This window comes from Mesorhizobium sp. M4B.F.Ca.ET.058.02.1.1 (assembly GCF_003952505.1).
GTDB lineage: Bacteria > Pseudomonadota > Alphaproteobacteria > Rhizobiales > Rhizobiaceae > Mesorhizobium.
Genome location: NZ_CP034450.1, coordinates 6,182,608 through 6,200,533, shown reverse-complemented (window position 1 = coordinate 6,200,533; position 17,926 = coordinate 6,182,608). Strand labels below are relative to the sequence as shown.

The following is a 17,926-nucleotide window of genomic DNA, read 5'->3' as shown; positions in this document are numbered from 1 at the left end:
CGTGTCCTTTCCAAATCGTTCCGTTGGAATGCGCGTCAGGCGCGGCCGAGCTTTTCCGAACCGCCGCCACGTGCCGGGCCGGCGGTCGGGTCCTCGTCCTCGGCGAGATCGCCGATCAGTGTTTCGGTGGTGAGGATCAGCGTCGCCACGGAGGCGGCGTTGGCGAGCGCGGTGTAGGTGACGCGCACCGGATCGATGATTCCGGCCTCGAACATGTTCTGGTAGCTGCCGGCCGATGCGTTGTAGCCATAACCGCCATTGACGCGGGTGACCTCGGCCACCACGGTTTCGGGATCGGCGCCGGCATTGGCGGCAATGCGCCACAGCGGACGCGACAACACCGAGCGCACCAGGCGCACTCCTTCGGCGATGTCGCCTTCCGCCTCGGCCGCCACCTTGTCGAGCAGGGGCGCGATCTGAGCCAGCGCCGAGCCGCCGCCGGCGACGACACCCTCCTCGGAGGCGGCGCGCACGGCATTGAGAGAATCCTCGATCAGCTGGATCGTCCGCTTCTGCTCGACGGGCGTGACGCCACCGGCGTAGAGGATGGCCGTGCCGCCGGAAAGCTTGGCCAGGCGCTCGCGCAGCTTGTCCTGCTCGATGTTCGGCGGCGCGGCCTCGTACTGCCGCTGCACCTGGGCGCGGCGCGACGCGATCGCAGCATGGTCGCCGCCACCGCGAATGATCGAGGTATAGGACGCGCTGGTCCTCACCCGCTCGGCCGTTCCGAGATCCTCGGCTGTGATGTCCTCCAGCCGGCCGCCGAGATCGCGCGCGATCACCTTGCCGCCGGTGATGATCGCCAGATCCTCCATCATCGCCTTGCGCCAATGGCCGTATTCCGGCGGATGGACGATGAGGTATTTCCCGGACCCCTGCTTGCCGAGCAGGGTCACCACCACCTCCGGCGACACTTCCTCCGACACGATCAGCAGCGGCCGCCCGGCCTCGTCGGCGATGCGGCGGGTAGTCTCGAGCGCCTTGGGGTCCTTGATCTTGAGGTCGGTCATCAGGATCAGAGGCCGCTCGAGCACGGCCTCCATCTTCTCCTGGTCGGTGACCATGTGATGCGAGAGGTAGCCGCGGTCGAAGGACATGCCCTCGACCACGTCAAGCGTGGTCTCGGTGGTCACGCTGAAGTCGGTGGTGATGACGCCTTCCGCCCCGACGCGCTCGTGCGCTTCCGCCACCAGCGCGCCAAGCCTGGCGTCGGTCGCGGCGATGTTTGCGACCGAGGCGAGGATGCCGTTGCCCTTGGCGGGCTTGGCCGAGGCCTTGAGGGCAGTAACCACCGCCGCCACCGCGCGGTCGATGCCCTTGCAGAGATCGACCGATTTGGCGCCGCGTTCATTCGCCTCGATGCCACCCTGGATGAGCGCGTTGGCGAGTACGATGGCGGTCGTGGTGCCGTCGCCGGCGACCTCGTTGGTCTGCATCGACACTTCACGAACGACCTGCGCGCCCATGTTCTCGAAACGGTCATGCAGTTCGATCTCGGAGGCGATGCTGACGCCGTCGCGGGTCACCATCGGCGTACCGATCGGCCGGTCGATCATGGCGTTCATGCCTTTGGGGCCAAGCGTAGGTTCGACGGCCGCCGCCAGCCTATAGACGCCGCGGGCAAGGGCCCGGCGGGCCTGCGAATTGTGAAGCATTATTTTAGGCATGACTCCTCCTTCCGCCTTACGGGCGGCTTGTTGGTTGGGGGCCTCGTGCGAGGGAGGCCGTTGCTTTCGACGTTGCCTAGACGGCCGGCGCGCTTCGCGCCGGCACGCGGTCCATGATGAAGTCGACCAGCGTCGGCTCGCCGTCGACCACACTCAGTTCTTTGTATCTTGTCTGCTTCAGTCCACGGCAAAGCGCGCCGTTGAACTCCATGTTGACGCGCACGCCGCGCAGCTCGGCGAGGTGGGCGCTGAGCGCGACGGGCGGGATTTGTCGCCCCTCCCACGTCACGAAGACCGGATCGCCTGGACAGCGGTCAGCAAACCGCTGGAGCAGAGCCGCCCGGTACCGTGGCTTCTGCGCGGCCGCCTCGCCCGGCTCGAAGCTGGCGGCATCATATGCCGCCAGATCCATGCCGAGGATTTCGCGATCCGTCAGGCCGTGCTCCCGCAGACCGCGCAAGACCGCCTCCTGGCGCCGCTTGAAGGCCTTCATGCTGAAGGTTTCGCGCAGGGCGTCGATATCCTGGTCCCCGGCAAGCTCGGCGAAGATGTCGCCGAAAGTCCTGCCCGCCTCGATGCCGCGGTTGACCTCTTCGGCGAACATGTGGTCGTGTAGTTTCACGCGATAGGCAGGCGACCAGGAGAGCCGGTCGAGCGCCTTGCGGACACCGTCGAGCATGAGGAAGGCGAAATTTGGCGAGCACCAGTAGGTCGGCAGGCGGAAGTCGACCTCCACAGTGCCGTCACTGGTTATCTCGGCCCGCTCGACGAAGCCCATCTCGGTGATGGCTTCGTCGAGTTCCGGGTCGTTGACCTCGCCAAGGCGCCGCCAGACTTCCTCCTCGCGGCTGCCGGAAACGCTGGCGGTTGCCATGGCCCCTACTCCGCCGCGATGCTGAAGGGCGAGCTTGCGAGCGCCTTCTTCTTCGCATCAATGTCGATGTTGTAGAGGCGCGCGGCATTGAGGCCGAGGATCTTCTCCTTGATCTCGTCGGTCAGTTGTACACCGCGTTCTGCAGCGATGTCCTGCGGGATCTGGTAGGCCCAGAGTTTCTCGATCAGCCAGCGCGGCGTCCAGATCGCGTAGTCGGAACCGAACAGGAGCTTCTCCGGCCCGAGCCAGAACAGCAGTTCGGCGATGACCTCGCCGAAATAGCGCGGGCGCAAGTGGATGAAGGGAAGCGCTACCGCCAGGCCGCCATAGACATTGGTTTCCTGCGTCGCGATCCAGCAGAAATCGTCGAGGCGCGGCAGGCCGCAATGCTCGATGATCCAGTTGAGGCCCTGGAAATCCGTCGCCGCGTGGTCGACGTCGTGAACGTCGAACGCGTCCTTGCTGAGCGGGATGATCGTCGGGCCCTTGTGGACATGAATGTTTTTGATGCCGAGCTTTTCGCAGAGCTCGAAGCACTTGTAGGCATCGGGATCGGTGAGCTTCCAGCCCTTGGAGGCGCCGTTCCACTCGGCCGTGTACATCTTCACACCCTTGACGTCGTAGGTCTCCTTCATGAAGTGGATGTATTCCAGCGCCTTCTCGCCATCGCGCGGATCGAAGGAGCCGTTGACGATGAAGCGGTCCGGGTAGCGCTTGGCGACCTCGGCGTTGCGCTCGATCGTGTTGAAACCGTTCTTGTAGAAGTCCTTCAGGTAGGTGGACTGGACGATCGCAACGTCATCCGGACCGTCGATGAACAGGTCGCGATAAAGATCGTCGGCGCTGTATTTCTCAAATTTGCCCTTCGGCCAAAGTTGCTCCCTCGGGCTCAGGTTTGTGTGATAGGCATAAAAGCAGTCGATGAACTGCTTGCCGTGGATGTTCCTCTGGTTCTCCGGGCTGCCGTCCCAAAAATGAGTGTGGCCATCGACCACGAAGATGTCCTTGCCTTCAGGTGTCCTGTACATTCTTGCCTCCGCAGTCGTCGTGTTGGTGGGGCGTTGTGTTGAAGGTTTCGGCGCGCCGCGTCCGGGCGGCGCGCCGGATCGTTGCTCAGATGTATTCGAAGACCTCGTCCATGTTCCCGAACAGGATCACCGTGTTGTCGTCGATGCGCACCATGCGGCCGTAGTGGGTGGAGGTGTTGACCTCGAAGATTTCGGCGGTCATCTCGCGACCCAGATATTCGCTGATCTCGTCCATCTTGAAGATCAGCTTGCCGTTGCCGTCGATGCGGATCATGGCTGGCTGGTAGGTAACGATGACTCCCGGCTTTTTGCCCATGAATTCGGCGATGGCGCGCGCCTCGACCGAGTCGTTCATGGTGACGCCGCACTGGTGCGAGATCGTCTGCTCGAAGGTAATGTCCTTCATCGATTTGAAGATGTTAGACTGCGAAGCGTCGCGTGCTGCTACTGACATGATGTGTTCTCCCCTATTCAGCGCTTGAGGCCGAGTTCGCCGAGGATCCGGCCAATCCGTTCCTCGGACTGGGCGCGAACGTCGGTGAACGAAACCGGCTTGGAATGCGGCATCGACCAGATCGGCTGCAGGCCGGCGGCTGCCTTGTCGGCGAGCGCGCCGTGCTTCTTGACCCAGCCCTGGAACAGCTTCCTGTTGGCCGCGCCGTGCGTCTCGTCGTTGGCGAGCAGGTAGATCAGGTCGATGGTGTTGGCGAGGTTGCGCTCGTAGTCGGCTTCGGCCGCCGAGATCACCGGCGGCGTGATGAAGTCGTGGTTGGCCGCCGCCGCCTGCATCAGGAAGCCGGAGCGGAACAGTTCGCCAACCAGCGGCTCGAAGACGATGTTGATGGCGAAGTACTGCTCCAGATAGTCGGCCATGCCCATGATGGTCTCGACCGCTTCGCGGGTGCCCTGCCACACGCCGTCCTCGAGCCAGTGCTTCTTGCCGAGCTCGTCGTCCCATCCGGCGATGTCCATGCCGATCTCGGCGAGATAGAGCGTGATGTCCTGGGCCAGCCGGAGCTTGTAGGAGGAATTGGTGAGCGTCGCATTGTTGATCATCTGCGTGTAGCCGTAGCGCTGCGCCTGCATGAGCGATGTGCCCAGGCCGAACTCGGCATGCTTCCAGGCTCCGAGATGCGCCTGCAGCAGCTTCGACCAGACCTTGTCGAAGGTCTTCGGCGCGCCGGCGCGGCGGGCGTTGGTGATGACGCTCTGCACCATCGTCTCGATCTTCGACTGGCGCTGGTAGTGCGTACGCTCCCACTCCTGATCGGGAGCCCGGAAGGCATGCCAGTTCGAGCTCCTGGCAGCCGTGTTGTCCTTGACGTAGGCGCCCTTGCCGTTCGAGAAGGAGATGATCCAGTCCTGGATCAGGTAGCGCTCGGGGTCGGGCTGCACGTCGACCGTGACATCCTCGTAATGGGTGGCGCGCTGGCCCTTCGGCTCGAAGTACCGATATTTCCGGCTGTCCGAATCGGCGAAGATCGCGGCTCCCGCGGCTCCCGATCCGACTGAACTCGACGTTGCTACCATTGTCTTCACTCCCTTGTTGCAGTTGCTTTGGTGTCGCTGGCTCCGGCCCACCTCAATGGGCCGGGGTGGCGCTGGACGACGTGGTGAACCGGTCGAAGAAGATGCGTTCGGTCTCGAACCCGTTCATGAACAGGACCGGCTGCAGCGCATCGATCATGGGCGGCGGACCGCAGGCGTAGACGTCGCCCTGCCCGTCGACCGCCAGCTGTTTGAGCTTGGCATCGACGCTCTGGTGCACGAAGCCGCGCTCGCCGTCCCACGCCTCGCCGTTGACGTGCGAGAGCACCGGGATGAAATTCAGCTCCGGGTGGCTTCCGGCGAGCTCGGTGATCCTGTCGAGATAGAACAGGTCGCTTGGCGTGCGCGCGCCGTAGAAGAAGTAGACGTCCCGCTTCTCGCCGCTCTTCAGGTGATCGTTGAGGATCGACCAGACCGGCGACATGCCGGAGCCGGCGCCGACAAGGATCAGGGGACCTTGCCGTTCTTCCCGCCGGAAGCAGGTTCCATAGGGTCCGACGACGGTGACCTCGGCTCCGACACGGATGCCTCCGGAATCGAGTTCCCCGGAAAACTTTCCTTCGGGGTATTTCTTGATGATGAAGGAGAGTTTTTGGGTTTGGTCCGGCGTATTTGCCATGGAGAACGAGCGCGTAATCGTCTCCCCTTTTTGCGTGGTGACCGTGATGTCGACATATTGCCCAGCCCAGAATTTTATCGGCGAGCCGAGTTCGATCTCGATGCCGCGGATGTCGTGGGTCAGATGCTCGAACTTCGAGATCCGGCCCTTGAACGTCTTCACCGCGATTGATTTCGCCAGAACCTCCTCGTCGTAGTTGAGGAGCTCGACCTGCATGTCGGAATAGGCAATCGACCGACACAACAGGATGTGTCCGCTATCCTTCTCCATGTCGTTGAGGGCAAAGGTCGAGTATTTCAGCATGTCGACTTCGCCTTCGAGCAGTACGCATTTGCAGGCCGAGCATTGCCCTTCCTTGCAGCCATGCGGCAGCGCGATGCCCTGGCGGAATGCCGCGTTCAGGACCGTTTCGCCGTTTTCGACCTCGAATTCGACGCCGACCGGCTCCAGGCGCACTGTGTGAGCGTCAGTCATTTGATTGGACTCCCGATAGCGAATATCTTCACTGGTGCTCTTGGTTTCTGGCCGAGCGAGCCCTTGTAGCCTGCCGTCACCTTCCTCCAGTCGTCGGCGGGCGGACGCGTCCCGGTGACAGTGAAGACGGTTGCGGCGATTGCAGCCCAGGCCGCGATGGCGATGGGCAGGGCGAAGCGGGCGCGTGTCATGTTGACCACCAAGCGGTGGGCGGGCCGTCGGCAACCGGCCCGCCTGACCGTCAATTGAACGGCGTGATGGTGAAGCCGGCCCGATACTCGGCGAGGTGCTTCTCCCGATCGGCCGCAGACATGCCGCGAAGCGCCTTGAGCGGCGAGCCGAGGACGTTTCCGCGCACGTCGTCGAGCGTCCACTGCTGGTCGGCCTCGAAGCGCAGATGCGGCTGCGGGATCAGCGTCTTGCCGTCGGAGCGGACGAAGTTGAGGTCCTTGATGGCGTCGGCGAGATCCCAGCCGTCATAGAGCGTCTCCCACTCGCGCTTGCCGCTGAAGCGGCCCATCGCGGGCGTTGGACGGCCCTGGTACTCGTCGGCGAAGGCCTCGACGGCAGTCCAGCGGTCGAGCTCGTGGGCGAAGGTGTGCAGCTGCCCGTCGATCTCGTCGACCACGATGTCCTCGCGGATGAGGCAAGGCACCAGGCACGACCAGCAGCGGTGCGGATAGACGTAGCCGACGTCGCTGTTGAACAGCAGCACCTTTTCGCCCTTGCGGCTGAGCTTGGCGTACCACTTCCAGAAGTCGCCGAACTCCGCATACCAGCCCGGATATTTGTGCTCGAACCACTCGAAGTCCTTGTCGGTCTGGGCCTCGATGCGCCAGAAGTTGACCGGCCAGCCGACCGCGAAGAACTGACCGACCTTGTGGACGTAATTCTTCTTGGTGATGCGCTCCCAGGCGGCCTGGACGTCGTCGTGGTGGACCTTGATACCGTACTTCTCGAGCGGCAGCATGTAGGTGCGGTAGTAGTCCTCATAGATCCAGCGATGCCACATCTCCGCGTAAGACTCCTTGTTCTTGTCGCGGTTGGTTGTGCCATATTCGATGAAGGTGCCGATGGCGGCGTCGACGATGGCGTGGTTCTGCCAGAAGGCGTAGCGCAGGTCGCGCTCGAGCAGCAGATGGTTCTCCGGCTCCTTCAGGGCGGCCATCAGCAGCGAGTGGCCGTTGCCGATGTGCCGGCTCTCGTCGGACTGCACCGACAGGAAAACGGTCGGCAGCGCATAGTCGCCGTTGCGTGCGGCCTCGGAAGGCATGGCGACGAAGAGGGTGTTGGTAAACGCCGTCTCGGCCACGACGGTCAGGTACATGCAGGCGGCCGTCATCGTGTCGCCAGTGATGAAGCCCTCGCCGAACTGGCGGCCGATGGTGGTTGCGTAGCACTTGCCGAAGGCTTCTTCGGTGATGTCGAAGCCTGCCGGGTCGATGTAATTCTCCATGTACCACTTCTTCAGATTCATCTGGATGGTGGAGTGACGGAACTCATCGACCATCTGCATGGTGAAGCCGGTTCTGAGGTCCTCGCCCGGCGCCAGCCGCGCCACCATCGCCATCGAGCGGGCGGCGGAAATTTCCGGGAAGGGAATGATGGCGAGGAAGAGCTTCATCCATTCCACCCAGCGCGGCTCGACATTGCGGAACATGTCACCGCGAAGGGCAGCGTCGAGCGCGCCGTAGACGCGGTTGTCCTTCTCCTCCTGCATCGGGAAATAAGAGCGCAGCACCTGCTTCATCGGATCGCGCGGCGCCTTGGCGATCTTGTAGTCGGTCGGAAACGTCATCGCTTCCTGGACATAGGTCGGGTTCCAACCGAGGTCGGAAATCTTCTTCGTCGCCTCGCCTACGGAAATGCCGCGTTGCGAGGTGATCTTGTTGAGCGTCAGAGACGACATCGTCATAAGCCTCCACCAGGTTTGAGCCGCGGATCCCTTGATCCGGGCGTGAGACGGCAATCAACGCCGCCAGTGAGAGTGCGAACGGCACGACAAAGGGTTGCGCATTCAGGCGCGACTGATCGTCGGGCTGTTCGAGTGGATCGCGGCAAAGGTTTCCGAGGTGTCGGCAGCGCCCGGTGCCAACCGCTGCTGCGATGGGCGTACCGAAGCGGACCTGACCTGCTTCCTCCGTTCCTTCGTTCTTTTGGCACCGCAAAGTGCGATGGGCTTCTTATGCAAGTGACAAAGCAAGCGCCGTGCCAGTTTTGAAAAAAGCCCAACGCCGGCCGTTCGAAACAATCGCCGTTCACTTCGCCGCGAAACGCGGCAGCCAACTGTAACGTTATTTTACAGATGTAAATTACGCCTGTAATATTTATACTCAATTCGCATTTGCGAAATGCTTACTTAGCTCTCGCAGCATTCATAAAACAGATTTCATCTATTCAATTCTATCCTGTCTCTATTATTTTGAAGAGGCGGCCCATGCGGCTCAGCATTGGAGAGAGCCCATGCCTGATGAAAAGGACAGCCAAGGCCTGCCATCGCCAATATCCCGACAGCCAGACGACATCGCCGGCGATCTTGTCAGGCTGATGCCTCGCGATCTGGTCTTCGTCATGCGCTTCCTGGGCGAGAGCCAATTTCGCCTCCAGAGCCACTTTCAGGATTTCATCCGGGCCGAGCTTGCTGCCGGCGGCGTCACCGCGGTAACCCATCCGATGATCCATCTGTTCATCGAGAACCACGCGATCCTGCTGCGCGACTTCGTGTTTTCCGGCGTTTCGCTCTCGCGCCAGTTCCGTGTCGAGGAGATAGAGCGCCTCACCGGCGACACAACATCGGTGATGCGCGTCGACATCTGGGATCAGCTGAAGAGCCACATCGAGACCGCCGAAAAGCAGTTCCGGTCGCAGGCCGGCACACTGCCCGGATTGCTGGCGGCGTTCGAGCAACCGCCAGGACCGATGCGCGGAAACGAAAAATGAAGGAGCATCCGATGGGCCAAACCGAAAGACGCGACACGTTGCTCGCCCGCCGCCTCGATCTTGTCGCCACGGTCTCGGCGCTGACCTCGGAGGCGCAGCGGCTCAACCAGAAACTCTCCGGTATCGAGATGGACGTGCTGCGCCTGGAGCTCGAGATCGGCCGAAGCGGTCCAAACGTGCAACTGGTGCGAGACTTGCATGAAGCCGAGGAGAGCGCCGCGGCACTCAGACACGCATGCACGACGTGCGAGGAGCGCATCGCCGCCGCCGAAGGCGACATCGACGACGTCGACCGCTGCCTGGCGGAGACCGGAAACTGACGAAGGGAAGGACCATGAACCAGCACGCGATACAGAACCTGACCTTGTTCGACCTGCTGGCCAGAAGCTGGCGCCGCCCGTCGGCGGTCGCCGACCTGCGCTTCAGCGCCGATGCCTCGGCTGTCGCCTTCACCGGCCTTGATGGGACGGTTGCCATAGCTGCGGTCGCGGACCAGGAGCCGCCGGAATCGCGGATCAGGGTGAGCGGCGACCTTGGCCAAACGACGATCCGCCCCAGGGAAAGAGCACCGGCACCATTGATAACTACCGCCGCGATGGGAGAAGGCGATGTCCCGCTCGCAAGCTACCTTGGGTCCGGCTTCCTGGTCGGAACGGCGGCCGGCAAAGTGGTGCATCTGGCAGCGGACGGCACTGTGATGGAGACGCTGGCCAAGATTGACGGACCGGCCGTCGCCTTCGATTACAGCCCTCGGACGGCCATGACAGCTGTCAGCAATGGGCAGGACATCTTCCTGTCGCGCGGCGGAAGCGCCGCAACAAGGCTGCACCACGGTGCGACCCCGTCGACCGATGCGCTGGCCTTTTCGCCAGGCGGAAGGCGCCTTGCCTGCAGCTTGGACAACCGGCTATCGATCTGGATGGTCGAAAGCGAGGCCACCGCGATACGTGATTTCGCCTTTTCGGCGCGCCCGGTATCGATCCGCTGGAGTGGCGACGGCACCTGGCTGGCCTGCGGGCTCGAAACCGGAGGCTTTGCCCTGGTCAGCATGACTGATGGCCGGGCTGAGATCGTCTCGGGATTTCCAACGCCGGTCCGTACAGTGTGCTGGAGCCTGCCAGAGAACGCTCTGTTTGCATCGGGCGCCTTCCGGATCGCCGGTTGGTCGATGACTGCGCCGCCGCTTGAAGGAGAGACCTCTGGCGCGCTGGAGACAGGTCGCGCCGGGCTGGTGCCGGTCGAGACAGTGGCCGCGCATCCGCAGAAGAGACTGGTTGCGGCCGGCTATGCCAACGGCCGGATCACCATCGCCCAGATCGGCGCGCGGGACGAACTCCTCGTCAGGCCAATGGGCAGCGCAGTAACCGCGCTCGGCTGGTCCGGTGACGGACGCCACCTGGCGGTGGGTGCCGTCGATGGTACCGTCGCGATCGTCACCTTTCCCGCGCAGATGTTCAAATAGGCCAATGCAGGCCGCTAACAACAGGAGAAGAGAATGCAAACCGAACTCACCCCCGAAGACAGGAGCAAGGATGAATTCTTTGAACGGCTCGCCAATTTGTCGGAAGAAATGGTGGCAAAGCACGGCAAGGACTTCAGCATGGGAGCCCTTGTGCTCGCCGCCCGATGGATTGCCGAGAACCGTGTTGGTCAATTGAAGACCAACTAGACCAACGAGACTGTCCGCTCGTCGTGCCTTGAACGACCGCATCTAGGTGCAAATCGCCTGGGACTAGGAGCCAAAGAGGTTCGCATTTGGTAGACGAAACACGGCTGCTTGAGTGTCCCGGCATGCGGCGCGAAGCTGCCCAAGAGGTCAGAGAGCATTGCGCATCCATGCCGCCGATCAGATGGAGAACCACTCGCCATAATGCCGCGATCTCATACCGTCCACATCGTGGAGTGGAGCAGAGCTTGCATGTGCTCTGGCAAATCTAGTTCGCCGCGCGCCTCGATCTCGAGAAGATATCGTGCCTTGGCAAAGCGATCGCCTTGCGTGGCCACGGGAAAGGCGCAGATGGAGATCAGCGCCCTCTCCTCTTCTCGGCTGGCCTCATCGTAGTCGCGGCTGTTGCCACCCGTTTCATGGACGGCTTTGTTGAACGCTGCGTATGCCGTCTTATGCGCGTTGATCAACGCTCGCAGTTCGTTCGACGGTTCTCCTTCTCGACGCGGTGCCTCGGTGGCGAGTGCCGTGGCTGATGCGGTCAAGGCGACAACGGTGGTGCCCGACTGGAAGAGCACGGTGCGACGGCTGATCCTGGACGTGGGAAACGCTCCTCTCATTTCAGAACAGCACGTAGCAGCTGTCCTCGATCGTGGGACTCTAACATGGCGGTTGGCGCATTTATGTCAGGATGAAAGCCCCGGGAGACTCTTACTGAGCGAGGATGTGTTGAAAACGATGGGAAGAATCGCATCGCCAACTGGAGTGTCGCTGTACCAGTTGCTCGGAACGTTCAGATCGCACCTTGCAATGGTTGAATGTTGGCCGGCGCCTTTTTGCCGACGAAAACACCGAACTATCCGAGAGTTTGGCTCGCCAGAGCATAGGTCTTCGGCATAGCCGCGCCTGCGACGGCAAAATCGGCGAGCCGTTTGCCCAGCGACATGGTCAGCACCGTGTCGAAGACCGGCATGCCGCTGTGCGACAGGAAGGCAGCGAAGTCGCCATTGTCCATATGCGTATCGATCCTGAGGAAAGATCCTGAATGGTCGACCACGTGCGGCCGGACGACGGCCACGGCGTCGACGTCGCTTTCCGCCACGACCGGTCCCACGACATGGCCCCGCCCGAACGGGCGACAGAGCGCGAAGGCTTTCAGCCTGCCGCCCTTGAAAAGACCATAGCCGGCCGAGTGCGCGAAGAGCTTTGCGATCAGCGCCGCGCGCCTGACGCCAAATCCCGCCGCATCGAGCGTGATCGCCGCGGCAATGTCGCCGTCGCCCAAAGTCCGGATATCGCCCCTTGTCTCCGCCAGTCTACCCATCGTCTCCGCTCTGGCGATGCCCTGGCATTGGTAGACGGTCTTCTCCGGCTGGAAATCGAGCGAAAGATAGAGCCGTCTTGCCGCTCGTGTTGCATTGAGGCGCAGATCGCGCCCGGCGACCTTTTCGAAGACCCGCTTCATCAGCCATTGTCCTGCGCCGAGCGTCTGCAGTCGCGGCGAGGTGATGACCATGCCCACGGTGGCGAAATCGGTGCCGTGCGCGAACCACATGGCCGAACCGAGAACGCGGCCGATCTCATCGAGCGCCACGAAGCCGCGCCCCGATTCGCGCAGGAACTGCCAGTCTTCGGCCCGGTGCGGCCATCCGACGGACAGGGAGTGCCCGTGCAACCGATCGAGATCGATGCCCTCGATGTCGCCGATGCGCATCGAGAAGGTATCGATTTTCAAGCTTCCGGACGGCTTCAATGCCATGCCCCTGAAAGATTGCCGCACTAGAGATGACGCGTCGATGGTCACCCTCTCTCCGCCAACGCTAAACAAGCAGACCGGTAGGATTTGCTCGAAAGCCGCGCGCCAACGCTAGATTCAACTGAAACACTTCCGCTTTCGGCACGCAATCGCGAAAGAACGCGCACATCCTCTCCCAAAATCTAGCAGCATACGGTCGCCGACACCGATCCGGCGACCCGAAATGTCTTAAGGGCTGGAATGGACGTCTTCGACATCCTCGACCGTCTCGTCGCCTTTCCATCGGTCGCCGGCGAGCCGAATGGCGACATCGCCGGCTGGATCGAGGCCCATCTTGCGCAGCACGGAACGCAAGTCAGCCTGCTCCCAGGGCCTGAGGGCGATCGTTTCAACCTGTTCGCAACGATCGGCCCCGCCGATGTGCCGGGCTTCATCCTGTCCGGCCACATGGACGTCGTCCCCGCCGGCGAGCCACATTGGAGCTCGGCTCCTTTCACGCTGCGCCGGGAAGGCGAACGGTTCTATGGACGCGGCACCACGGACATGAAGGGGTTTCTGGCAGCGGTGCTCGCGGCTGTGCCTGCACTGACGAAACTGCGCCTGGCCAGACCGATTCATCTCGCCTTCTCCTATGACGAGGAGGTCGGATGCCGCGGCGTGCCGCATTTGATCGCGCGCCTTCCCGCACTTTGCGCGAAACCGCTCGGCGTCATCGTCGGCGAGCCGAGCGGCATGCGCGCCGTGCGCGGCCACAAGGGCAAGGCGGCGGCTCGGGTGACGGTCAACGGGCGGTCCGGCCATTCATCGCGGCCTGATCTGGGGCTCAACGCCATCCATGCCATGGCCGCTGCGCTGGGCGCGGCCGTCAGCGAAGCCGAGCGGCTGACGTGCGGTCCGTTCGACCCCGCCTTCGAGCCGCCCTATTCCTCGCTGCAGGCGGGCGTGGTGACGGGTGGGCAGTCGGTCAACATCATTCCAGACACCTGCACGCTGGACCTGGAGGCCCGCGCCATACCCGGCGTCGACCCGGCCAGCCTGCTCGCGCCGGTCAGGGCGCGAGCCGAAGCCCTTGCGGTCGACGGCTTTCGGATCGAGTGGACGCCGATGAGCGCCTATCCGGCGCTGTCGCTGCCGCAGGACTCGAGCCTGGCGGCACTGTTGGCCGAGCTGACCGGCGAAGCGCCGCTCGCCGCCGTCAGCTACGGCACGGAGGCCGGACTCTACCAGGCCGCCGGCTTCGATGCGATCATCTGCGGCCCGGGCGACATAGGTCGCGCCCACAAGCCCGACGAATACATCCTCGCCAGCGAGCTCGCCGCCTGCCAGCGATTGATCGAGGCGCTGGGCGCCCACTGCGCGGCTTGAAGGGGAACGGGGATGACCTTCCTGTTCAATTCCGATGCGCGCCGCGGCGCGGTCTTCGCAGAGGCCTTCGCCGAGGAACTGCCGGACATCCCCTTCACGACGAATGCAGCAACAGTCGATCCCGACGCCGTACGCTATCTCATCACCTGGACTGCGCCGGAAGACCTCGCGCGCTACAGGAACCTGGAGATCCTGTTTTCCATCGGCGCCGGCGTCGACCAGTTCCGCCTCGATACCGTGCCGGAACAGGTGAAGATCGTGCGTACGATCGAGGAAGGCATCGTGCGCATGATGCAGGAATATGTGACGCTTGCCGTGCTTGCGCTCCACCGCAACCTCCCTGGATATCTGGCACAGCAACGCGCTGGCGAATGGCGCGACATACCGCAGCTTCAGGCCGCCTTGCGCCGGATCGGCGTGCTCGGCCTCGGGCAGCTCGGCCAGGCCGTCCTTGATCGCCTAAAACCTTTCGGCTTCCCGCTCGCTGGCTGGAGCCGCTCGCCGCAGCGGATCGAGGGCGTGACCTGCCATCATGGCCGGCCCGGGCTGCAGGAGATGCTTGCGGCCAGCGACATTCTGGTCGGCCTGCTGCCGCTGACCGAGGAGACACGTGGCTTCCTCAATGCCGACTTGTTCGCGAAACTGCCCGAGGGCGCGGCGCTCGTCCACACCGGCCGCGGGCCGCAGCTCGACCACGAAGCGCTTGTCGCGGCGCTCGACAGCGGCCATCTGTCGGCGGCGATGATCGACGTCACCGATCCCGAACCACTGCCCTCCGGCCATCCGTTCTGGGCGCATCCGAAGATCATCCTGACCCCGCACATCGCCAGCGTCACCCAGCCGGCGACCGCCGCCCGCGCCGTCATCGAAAACATCAGACGCCACCGCGCCGGTCTCGATCCCATCGGGCTCGTCGAGCGGTCGCGCGGCTATTGAAGTCCAAAACCGAAAGGCCATGCTTTGTCCCTGCTCAAATCCGTCGACACCAATCCGAACTTTTCGCCACGCGAATCCAAGGCATTGCCGGAGCGGCTGATTGCCGGCGACCCTGCCTTCAAGACCTGGGCGCAGGATGCCGCGAAGGACGACTTGGTCCATACCGGCGTCTGGGAGGCGACACCGGGCGAGACGCGCTCGATCAAGGGCGAGACATTCGAGTTCTGCCACATCCTCTCCGGCGTCGTCGAAATCACCCCCGATGCCGGCCCGGCGGTGACCTACCGGGCTGGCGACAGCTTCGTGATGAAGCCGGGCTTCACCGGGGTCTGGAAGACGATCGAAACGGTGCGCAAGATCTACGTGACGGTCGGCTGAACGGTCGGCGCAGTTTCAAGGGCAGCGACAGATTTTGCCGTCGCGTGCGGCCGGCACGCAACAATCGTCCGCAGCGGTTCGCCGAACGATGCATGCTGCTTGCCCGCCCGCGCTAGGCTGCGGCCAACGCTAGGTGGTTGCCCATGAGCCTGAGCTTCGATCCGAACACGGTTCCCCTTCCCGTCGGCCATTTTGTCGGCGGGGAAATGATCGCGGCCGAGGGCGCGATCGAGATGCGCCGGCCGTCGGACGGCAAGGAATATGCCGCCTGCCCCGTGGCCGGCGCCGACATGATCGACCGTGCGGTGGAGAGCGCCAAGGCGGCGCTGAAGGCCAGCAACTGGGGCGGCGTCCGGCCGCGCGAGCGTACCAGGGCGCTCCAGGCCTGGGCCGACCTGATCGAGGCCGAAGCCGCAACGCTGGCGAGGATCGAAGCGCTGTGCTCCACCCGTCCCGTCGGTCAGCTCATCGCCGGCGACATCGCGGTGACGGCCGAGCAGATCCGCTTCTTTGCCGAGTTCGCGGACAAGGAAGGCAGCGAGCTCGTGCCGACCGACGACGCCAGTCTCGGCATGATCATGAGCGAGCCCTATGGCGTGGTCGGCGCGATCACCCCCTGGAATTTTCCCATCTCGATGGCCGGATGGAAGCTTGGTCCGGCGCTGGCCGCGGGCAATGCGGTCGTGCTGAAGCCGTCGGAAATGACACCCTTTTCGGTTGTCTGTATGGCGCAACTCGCCATAAGGGCGGGTCTGCCGGCAGGGCTGATAAACGTGGTGCTGGGAGACGGTCCGACGACCGGAACGGCGCTGACCGGGCATCCCGAGATCGCCAAGGTCAGCTTCACCGGCTCGACCCGCGCCGGCTCGGCCATCATGGAGAACGTCGCTCGCACCGGCGTCAAGCCGATGACCCTGGAGCTCGGCGGCAAGAGCCCGCAGATCGTTTTTGCCGACGCCAACCTCGACAAGGCGGCGACGGCGATCGCCGGCAGCGTCACCTTCAACGCTGGCCAGGCCTGCGTCGCCGGCACGCGGCTGATCGTCGAGAAGAGCGTGGCCGACAGGCTGACGACCGCGATCCTGGTGAAGATGAAGGCGGTGTGGCCCGGCCCGACCTGGGACGAGGCGACGCATTATTCGCCGATCATCTCGGAGCGGCAACGAGGGCGTGTCGACAGCATCGTGCAGGCTGCGGTCAAGGCCGGCGGCGAATGCCTGACCGGCGGCGCCGCCATGGACAGCCCCGGCTATTTCTACGAGCCGACGCTGATCGCTGATGTCGATCAGGTCAATCCCGCGATCGTCGAGGAGATCTTCGGCCCGGTGCTCACAGTGCAGACCTTCGAGACCGAGGACGAGGCGTTGGCGCTATCCTCCCATCCGACCTACGGACTCGCTTCCGGCCTTTTCACTTCCGACCTGTCGCGTACGATCCGTCTGGCGCGCAAGCTCGAAGCGGGCACGGTCTGGGTCAACCGCTACAGCCGCTCGCGCGACCACATCCTGCCGACCGGCGGCTACAAGCGCTCCGGCATCGGCAAGGACCTTGGCCGCGACGCCTATCTCGCCAACCGCAGGACCAAGAGCGTCCTGGTCAGCCTGTGAAGGGATGCCGATGAAATCCTACTCGATCGCCCTGATACCCGGTGACGGCATCGGCCGCGATGTCACCGCCGCCGCCTGGACGGTGCTGGAGACTGCGGCCAAACAGGACGGCGTTGCCCTGACGGGCACCGAGTTCCCCTGGTCCTGCCGCTTCTACAAGGAAACCGGCCGCATGATGCCCGAGGACGGCATCGAGACCTTGCGCGGCTTCGACGCCATCCTTCTCGGTGCGGTCGGCTGGCCGGCGGAGGTGCCGGATTCGGTCTCGTTGCACGGCCTGCTGCTGCCGATCCGCAAGGCATTCGTGCAATACGCCAACATCCGGCCACACCGCCTGCTGCCTGGGGTCAAGGGACCGCTGCGAGCGGAGAGCTTCGACATCCTGTGTATCCGCGAGAACACCGAGGGCGAATATTCCGGCGCCGGCGGGCGCGTGCACCAGGGCACTTTGGACGAGGTTGCGGTGGAGACATCGATCTTCACCCGCGCCGGCGTCGAGCGCATCCTGCGCTTCGGCTTCGAGCAGGCGCGATCACGGCGGGGCAAGCTTGCTTCCGTCACCAAGTCCAACGCGCAGAAATACTCGATGGTGTTCTGGGACGAGGTCACCCGCAAGCTTGCGGGGGATTATCCGGACGTCGAGGTGACCAGCTATCATGTCGATGCGCTCGCGGCGCGCATGATCATGGCGCCGGAGAGCCTCGACGTGCTCGTCGCTTCCAACCTGTTCGGCGACATCCTGACCGACATCGGCGCGGCGATCCAGGGCGGGCTCGGCTATGCCGCCTCCGCCAACATCAATCCCGACCGTTCGGCGCCGTCGATGTTCGAGCCGGTGCACGGCTCGGCGCCCGACATCGCCCATCTCGGCATCGCCAACCCGATCGCCACCATCTGGTCCGGCGCCATGATGCTCGATCATCTCGGCGAAAAGGCTGCCGCCGGCCGCATGATGAAGGCGCTCGAGGCGACAACCGCGCGAGGCATTGGAACCAGCCCCGGCAAGGATCGCACACAAGCCATCACCGCTGCCGTCGTCGCGGCGCTCACCTGATTGCAAGGTCGTTT

General features: G+C 63.5%; 19 protein-coding genes. 10 read left to right on the top strand and 9 right to left on the bottom strand.

The window, feature by feature from the left end; genetic code table 11:
- Nucleotides 1-35 precede the first annotated feature (35 nt).
- The 7 genes from EJ073_RS30270 to EJ073_RS30240 form a co-directional block, all read right to left on the bottom strand.
- Nucleotides 36-1,667 (bottom strand): molecular chaperone GroEL, encoded by a 1,632-nt coding sequence (locus EJ073_RS30270; protein WP_126058856.1) that lies wholly within the window; start codon nucleotides 1,665-1,667, stop codon nucleotides 36-38.
- Between the two features lie 76 nt (nucleotides 1,668-1,743).
- Nucleotides 1,744-2,541, bottom strand: coding sequence for an iron-sulfur cluster assembly protein (locus EJ073_RS30265; protein ID WP_126058855.1), 798 nt, complete (start codon nucleotides 2,539-2,541; stop codon nucleotides 1,744-1,746).
- A gap of 5 nt (nucleotides 2,542-2,546) precedes the next feature.
- Nucleotides 2,547-3,569 carry an amidohydrolase family protein gene (locus EJ073_RS30260; RefSeq protein ID WP_126058854.1) on the bottom strand — a complete coding sequence of 341 codons (1,023 nt, stop codon included), beginning with the start codon at nucleotides 3,567-3,569 and terminating at the stop codon, nucleotides 2,547-2,549.
- Between the two features lie 85 nt (nucleotides 3,570-3,654).
- Entirely contained in the window at nucleotides 3,655-4,023 is a 369-nt protein-coding gene (locus EJ073_RS30255; protein ID WP_040968968.1) for an MmoB/DmpM family protein, read from the bottom strand.
- 17 nt (nucleotides 4,024-4,040) lie between these two features.
- Entirely contained in the window at nucleotides 4,041-5,099 is a 1,059-nt protein-coding gene (locus EJ073_RS30250) for an aromatic/alkene monooxygenase hydroxylase subunit beta (RefSeq protein WP_126058853.1), read from the bottom strand.
- Nucleotides 5,100-5,151: 52 nt separating this feature from the next.
- Nucleotides 5,152-6,210 carry a 2Fe-2S iron-sulfur cluster binding domain-containing protein gene (locus tag EJ073_RS30245; protein WP_127405949.1) on the bottom strand — a complete coding sequence of 353 codons (1,059 nt, stop codon included), beginning with the start codon at nucleotides 6,208-6,210 and terminating at the stop codon, nucleotides 5,152-5,154.
- 241 nt (nucleotides 6,211-6,451) lie between these two features.
- Nucleotides 6,452-8,125 (bottom strand): aromatic/alkene/methane monooxygenase hydroxylase/oxygenase subunit alpha, encoded by a 1,674-nt coding sequence (locus EJ073_RS30240; protein WP_210211267.1) that lies wholly within the window; start codon nucleotides 8,123-8,125, stop codon nucleotides 6,452-6,454.
- 94 nt (nucleotides 8,126-8,219) lie between these two features.
- Between EJ073_RS30240 and EJ073_RS30235 the strand changes: the two genes are divergently transcribed.
- The 5 genes from EJ073_RS30235 (at nucleotide 8,220) to EJ073_RS31805 (ending at nucleotide 10,819) form a co-directional block, all read left to right on the top strand.
- Nucleotides 8,220-8,405 (top strand): hypothetical protein, encoded by a 186-nt coding sequence (locus EJ073_RS30235; RefSeq protein ID WP_126058851.1) that lies wholly within the window; start codon nucleotides 8,220-8,222, stop codon nucleotides 8,403-8,405.
- 268 nt (nucleotides 8,406-8,673) lie between these two features.
- Entirely contained in the window at nucleotides 8,674-9,150 is a 477-nt protein-coding gene (locus EJ073_RS30230) for a hypothetical protein (RefSeq protein WP_126058850.1), read from the top strand.
- Between the two features lie 11 nt (nucleotides 9,151-9,161).
- A complete protein-coding gene (locus EJ073_RS30225; protein ID WP_126058849.1) occupies nucleotides 9,162-9,470 on the top strand; it encodes a hypothetical protein in 309 nt (102 codons plus the stop codon).
- 14 nt (nucleotides 9,471-9,484) lie between these two features.
- Nucleotides 9,485-10,612, top strand: coding sequence for a hypothetical protein (locus tag EJ073_RS30220; protein ID WP_126058848.1), 1,128 nt, complete (start codon nucleotides 9,485-9,487; stop codon nucleotides 10,610-10,612).
- Between the two features lie 33 nt (nucleotides 10,613-10,645).
- Nucleotides 10,646-10,819 (top strand): hypothetical protein, encoded by a 174-nt coding sequence (locus EJ073_RS31805; protein ID WP_189347354.1) that lies wholly within the window; start codon nucleotides 10,646-10,648, stop codon nucleotides 10,817-10,819.
- Between the two features lie 212 nt (nucleotides 10,820-11,031).
- Here the strand turns inward: EJ073_RS31805 and EJ073_RS30215 are convergent, their stop codons facing one another.
- On the bottom strand, nucleotides 11,032-11,394 hold the full coding sequence (locus EJ073_RS30215) for a hypothetical protein (protein ID WP_245455425.1): 363 nt from the start codon (nucleotides 11,392-11,394) through the stop codon (nucleotides 11,032-11,034).
- A gap of 278 nt (nucleotides 11,395-11,672) precedes the next feature.
- Complete coding sequence (locus tag EJ073_RS30210) at nucleotides 11,673-12,575, bottom strand: GNAT family N-acetyltransferase (protein ID WP_126058846.1); 903 nt, start codon at nucleotides 12,573-12,575, stop codon at nucleotides 11,673-11,675.
- A 237-nt stretch (nucleotides 12,576-12,812) separates the two neighbouring features.
- Here EJ073_RS30210 and argE point away from each other — a divergent pair, with 237 nt between their 5' ends.
- The 5 genes from argE to EJ073_RS30185 all read left to right on the top strand — a co-directional run bounded on the left by argE (nucleotide 12,813) and on the right by EJ073_RS30185 (nucleotide 17,912).
- Nucleotides 12,813-13,937 carry an acetylornithine deacetylase gene (gene argE, locus EJ073_RS30205; protein ID WP_126058845.1) on the top strand — a complete coding sequence of 375 codons (1,125 nt, stop codon included), beginning with the start codon at nucleotides 12,813-12,815 and terminating at the stop codon, nucleotides 13,935-13,937.
- A 12-nt stretch (nucleotides 13,938-13,949) separates the two neighbouring features.
- Nucleotides 13,950-14,873, top strand: a complete 924-nt coding sequence (locus EJ073_RS30200) for a glyoxylate/hydroxypyruvate reductase A (RefSeq protein WP_126058844.1) — start codon at nucleotides 13,950-13,952, stop codon at nucleotides 14,871-14,873.
- A 24-nt stretch (nucleotides 14,874-14,897) separates the two neighbouring features.
- On the top strand, nucleotides 14,898-15,251 hold the full coding sequence (locus tag EJ073_RS30195; protein ID WP_126058843.1) for a cupin domain-containing protein: 354 nt from the start codon (nucleotides 14,898-14,900) through the stop codon (nucleotides 15,249-15,251).
- A gap of 143 nt (nucleotides 15,252-15,394) precedes the next feature.
- Nucleotides 15,395-16,858 carry an aldehyde dehydrogenase family protein gene (locus EJ073_RS30190; RefSeq protein WP_126058842.1) on the top strand — a complete coding sequence of 488 codons (1,464 nt, stop codon included), beginning with the start codon at nucleotides 15,395-15,397 and terminating at the stop codon, nucleotides 16,856-16,858.
- A gap of 10 nt (nucleotides 16,859-16,868) precedes the next feature.
- Nucleotides 16,869-17,912 (top strand): tartrate dehydrogenase, encoded by a 1,044-nt coding sequence (locus tag EJ073_RS30185; RefSeq protein ID WP_126058841.1) that lies wholly within the window; start codon nucleotides 16,869-16,871, stop codon nucleotides 17,910-17,912.
- The last annotated feature ends 14 nt before the right edge of the window (nucleotides 17,913-17,926 follow it).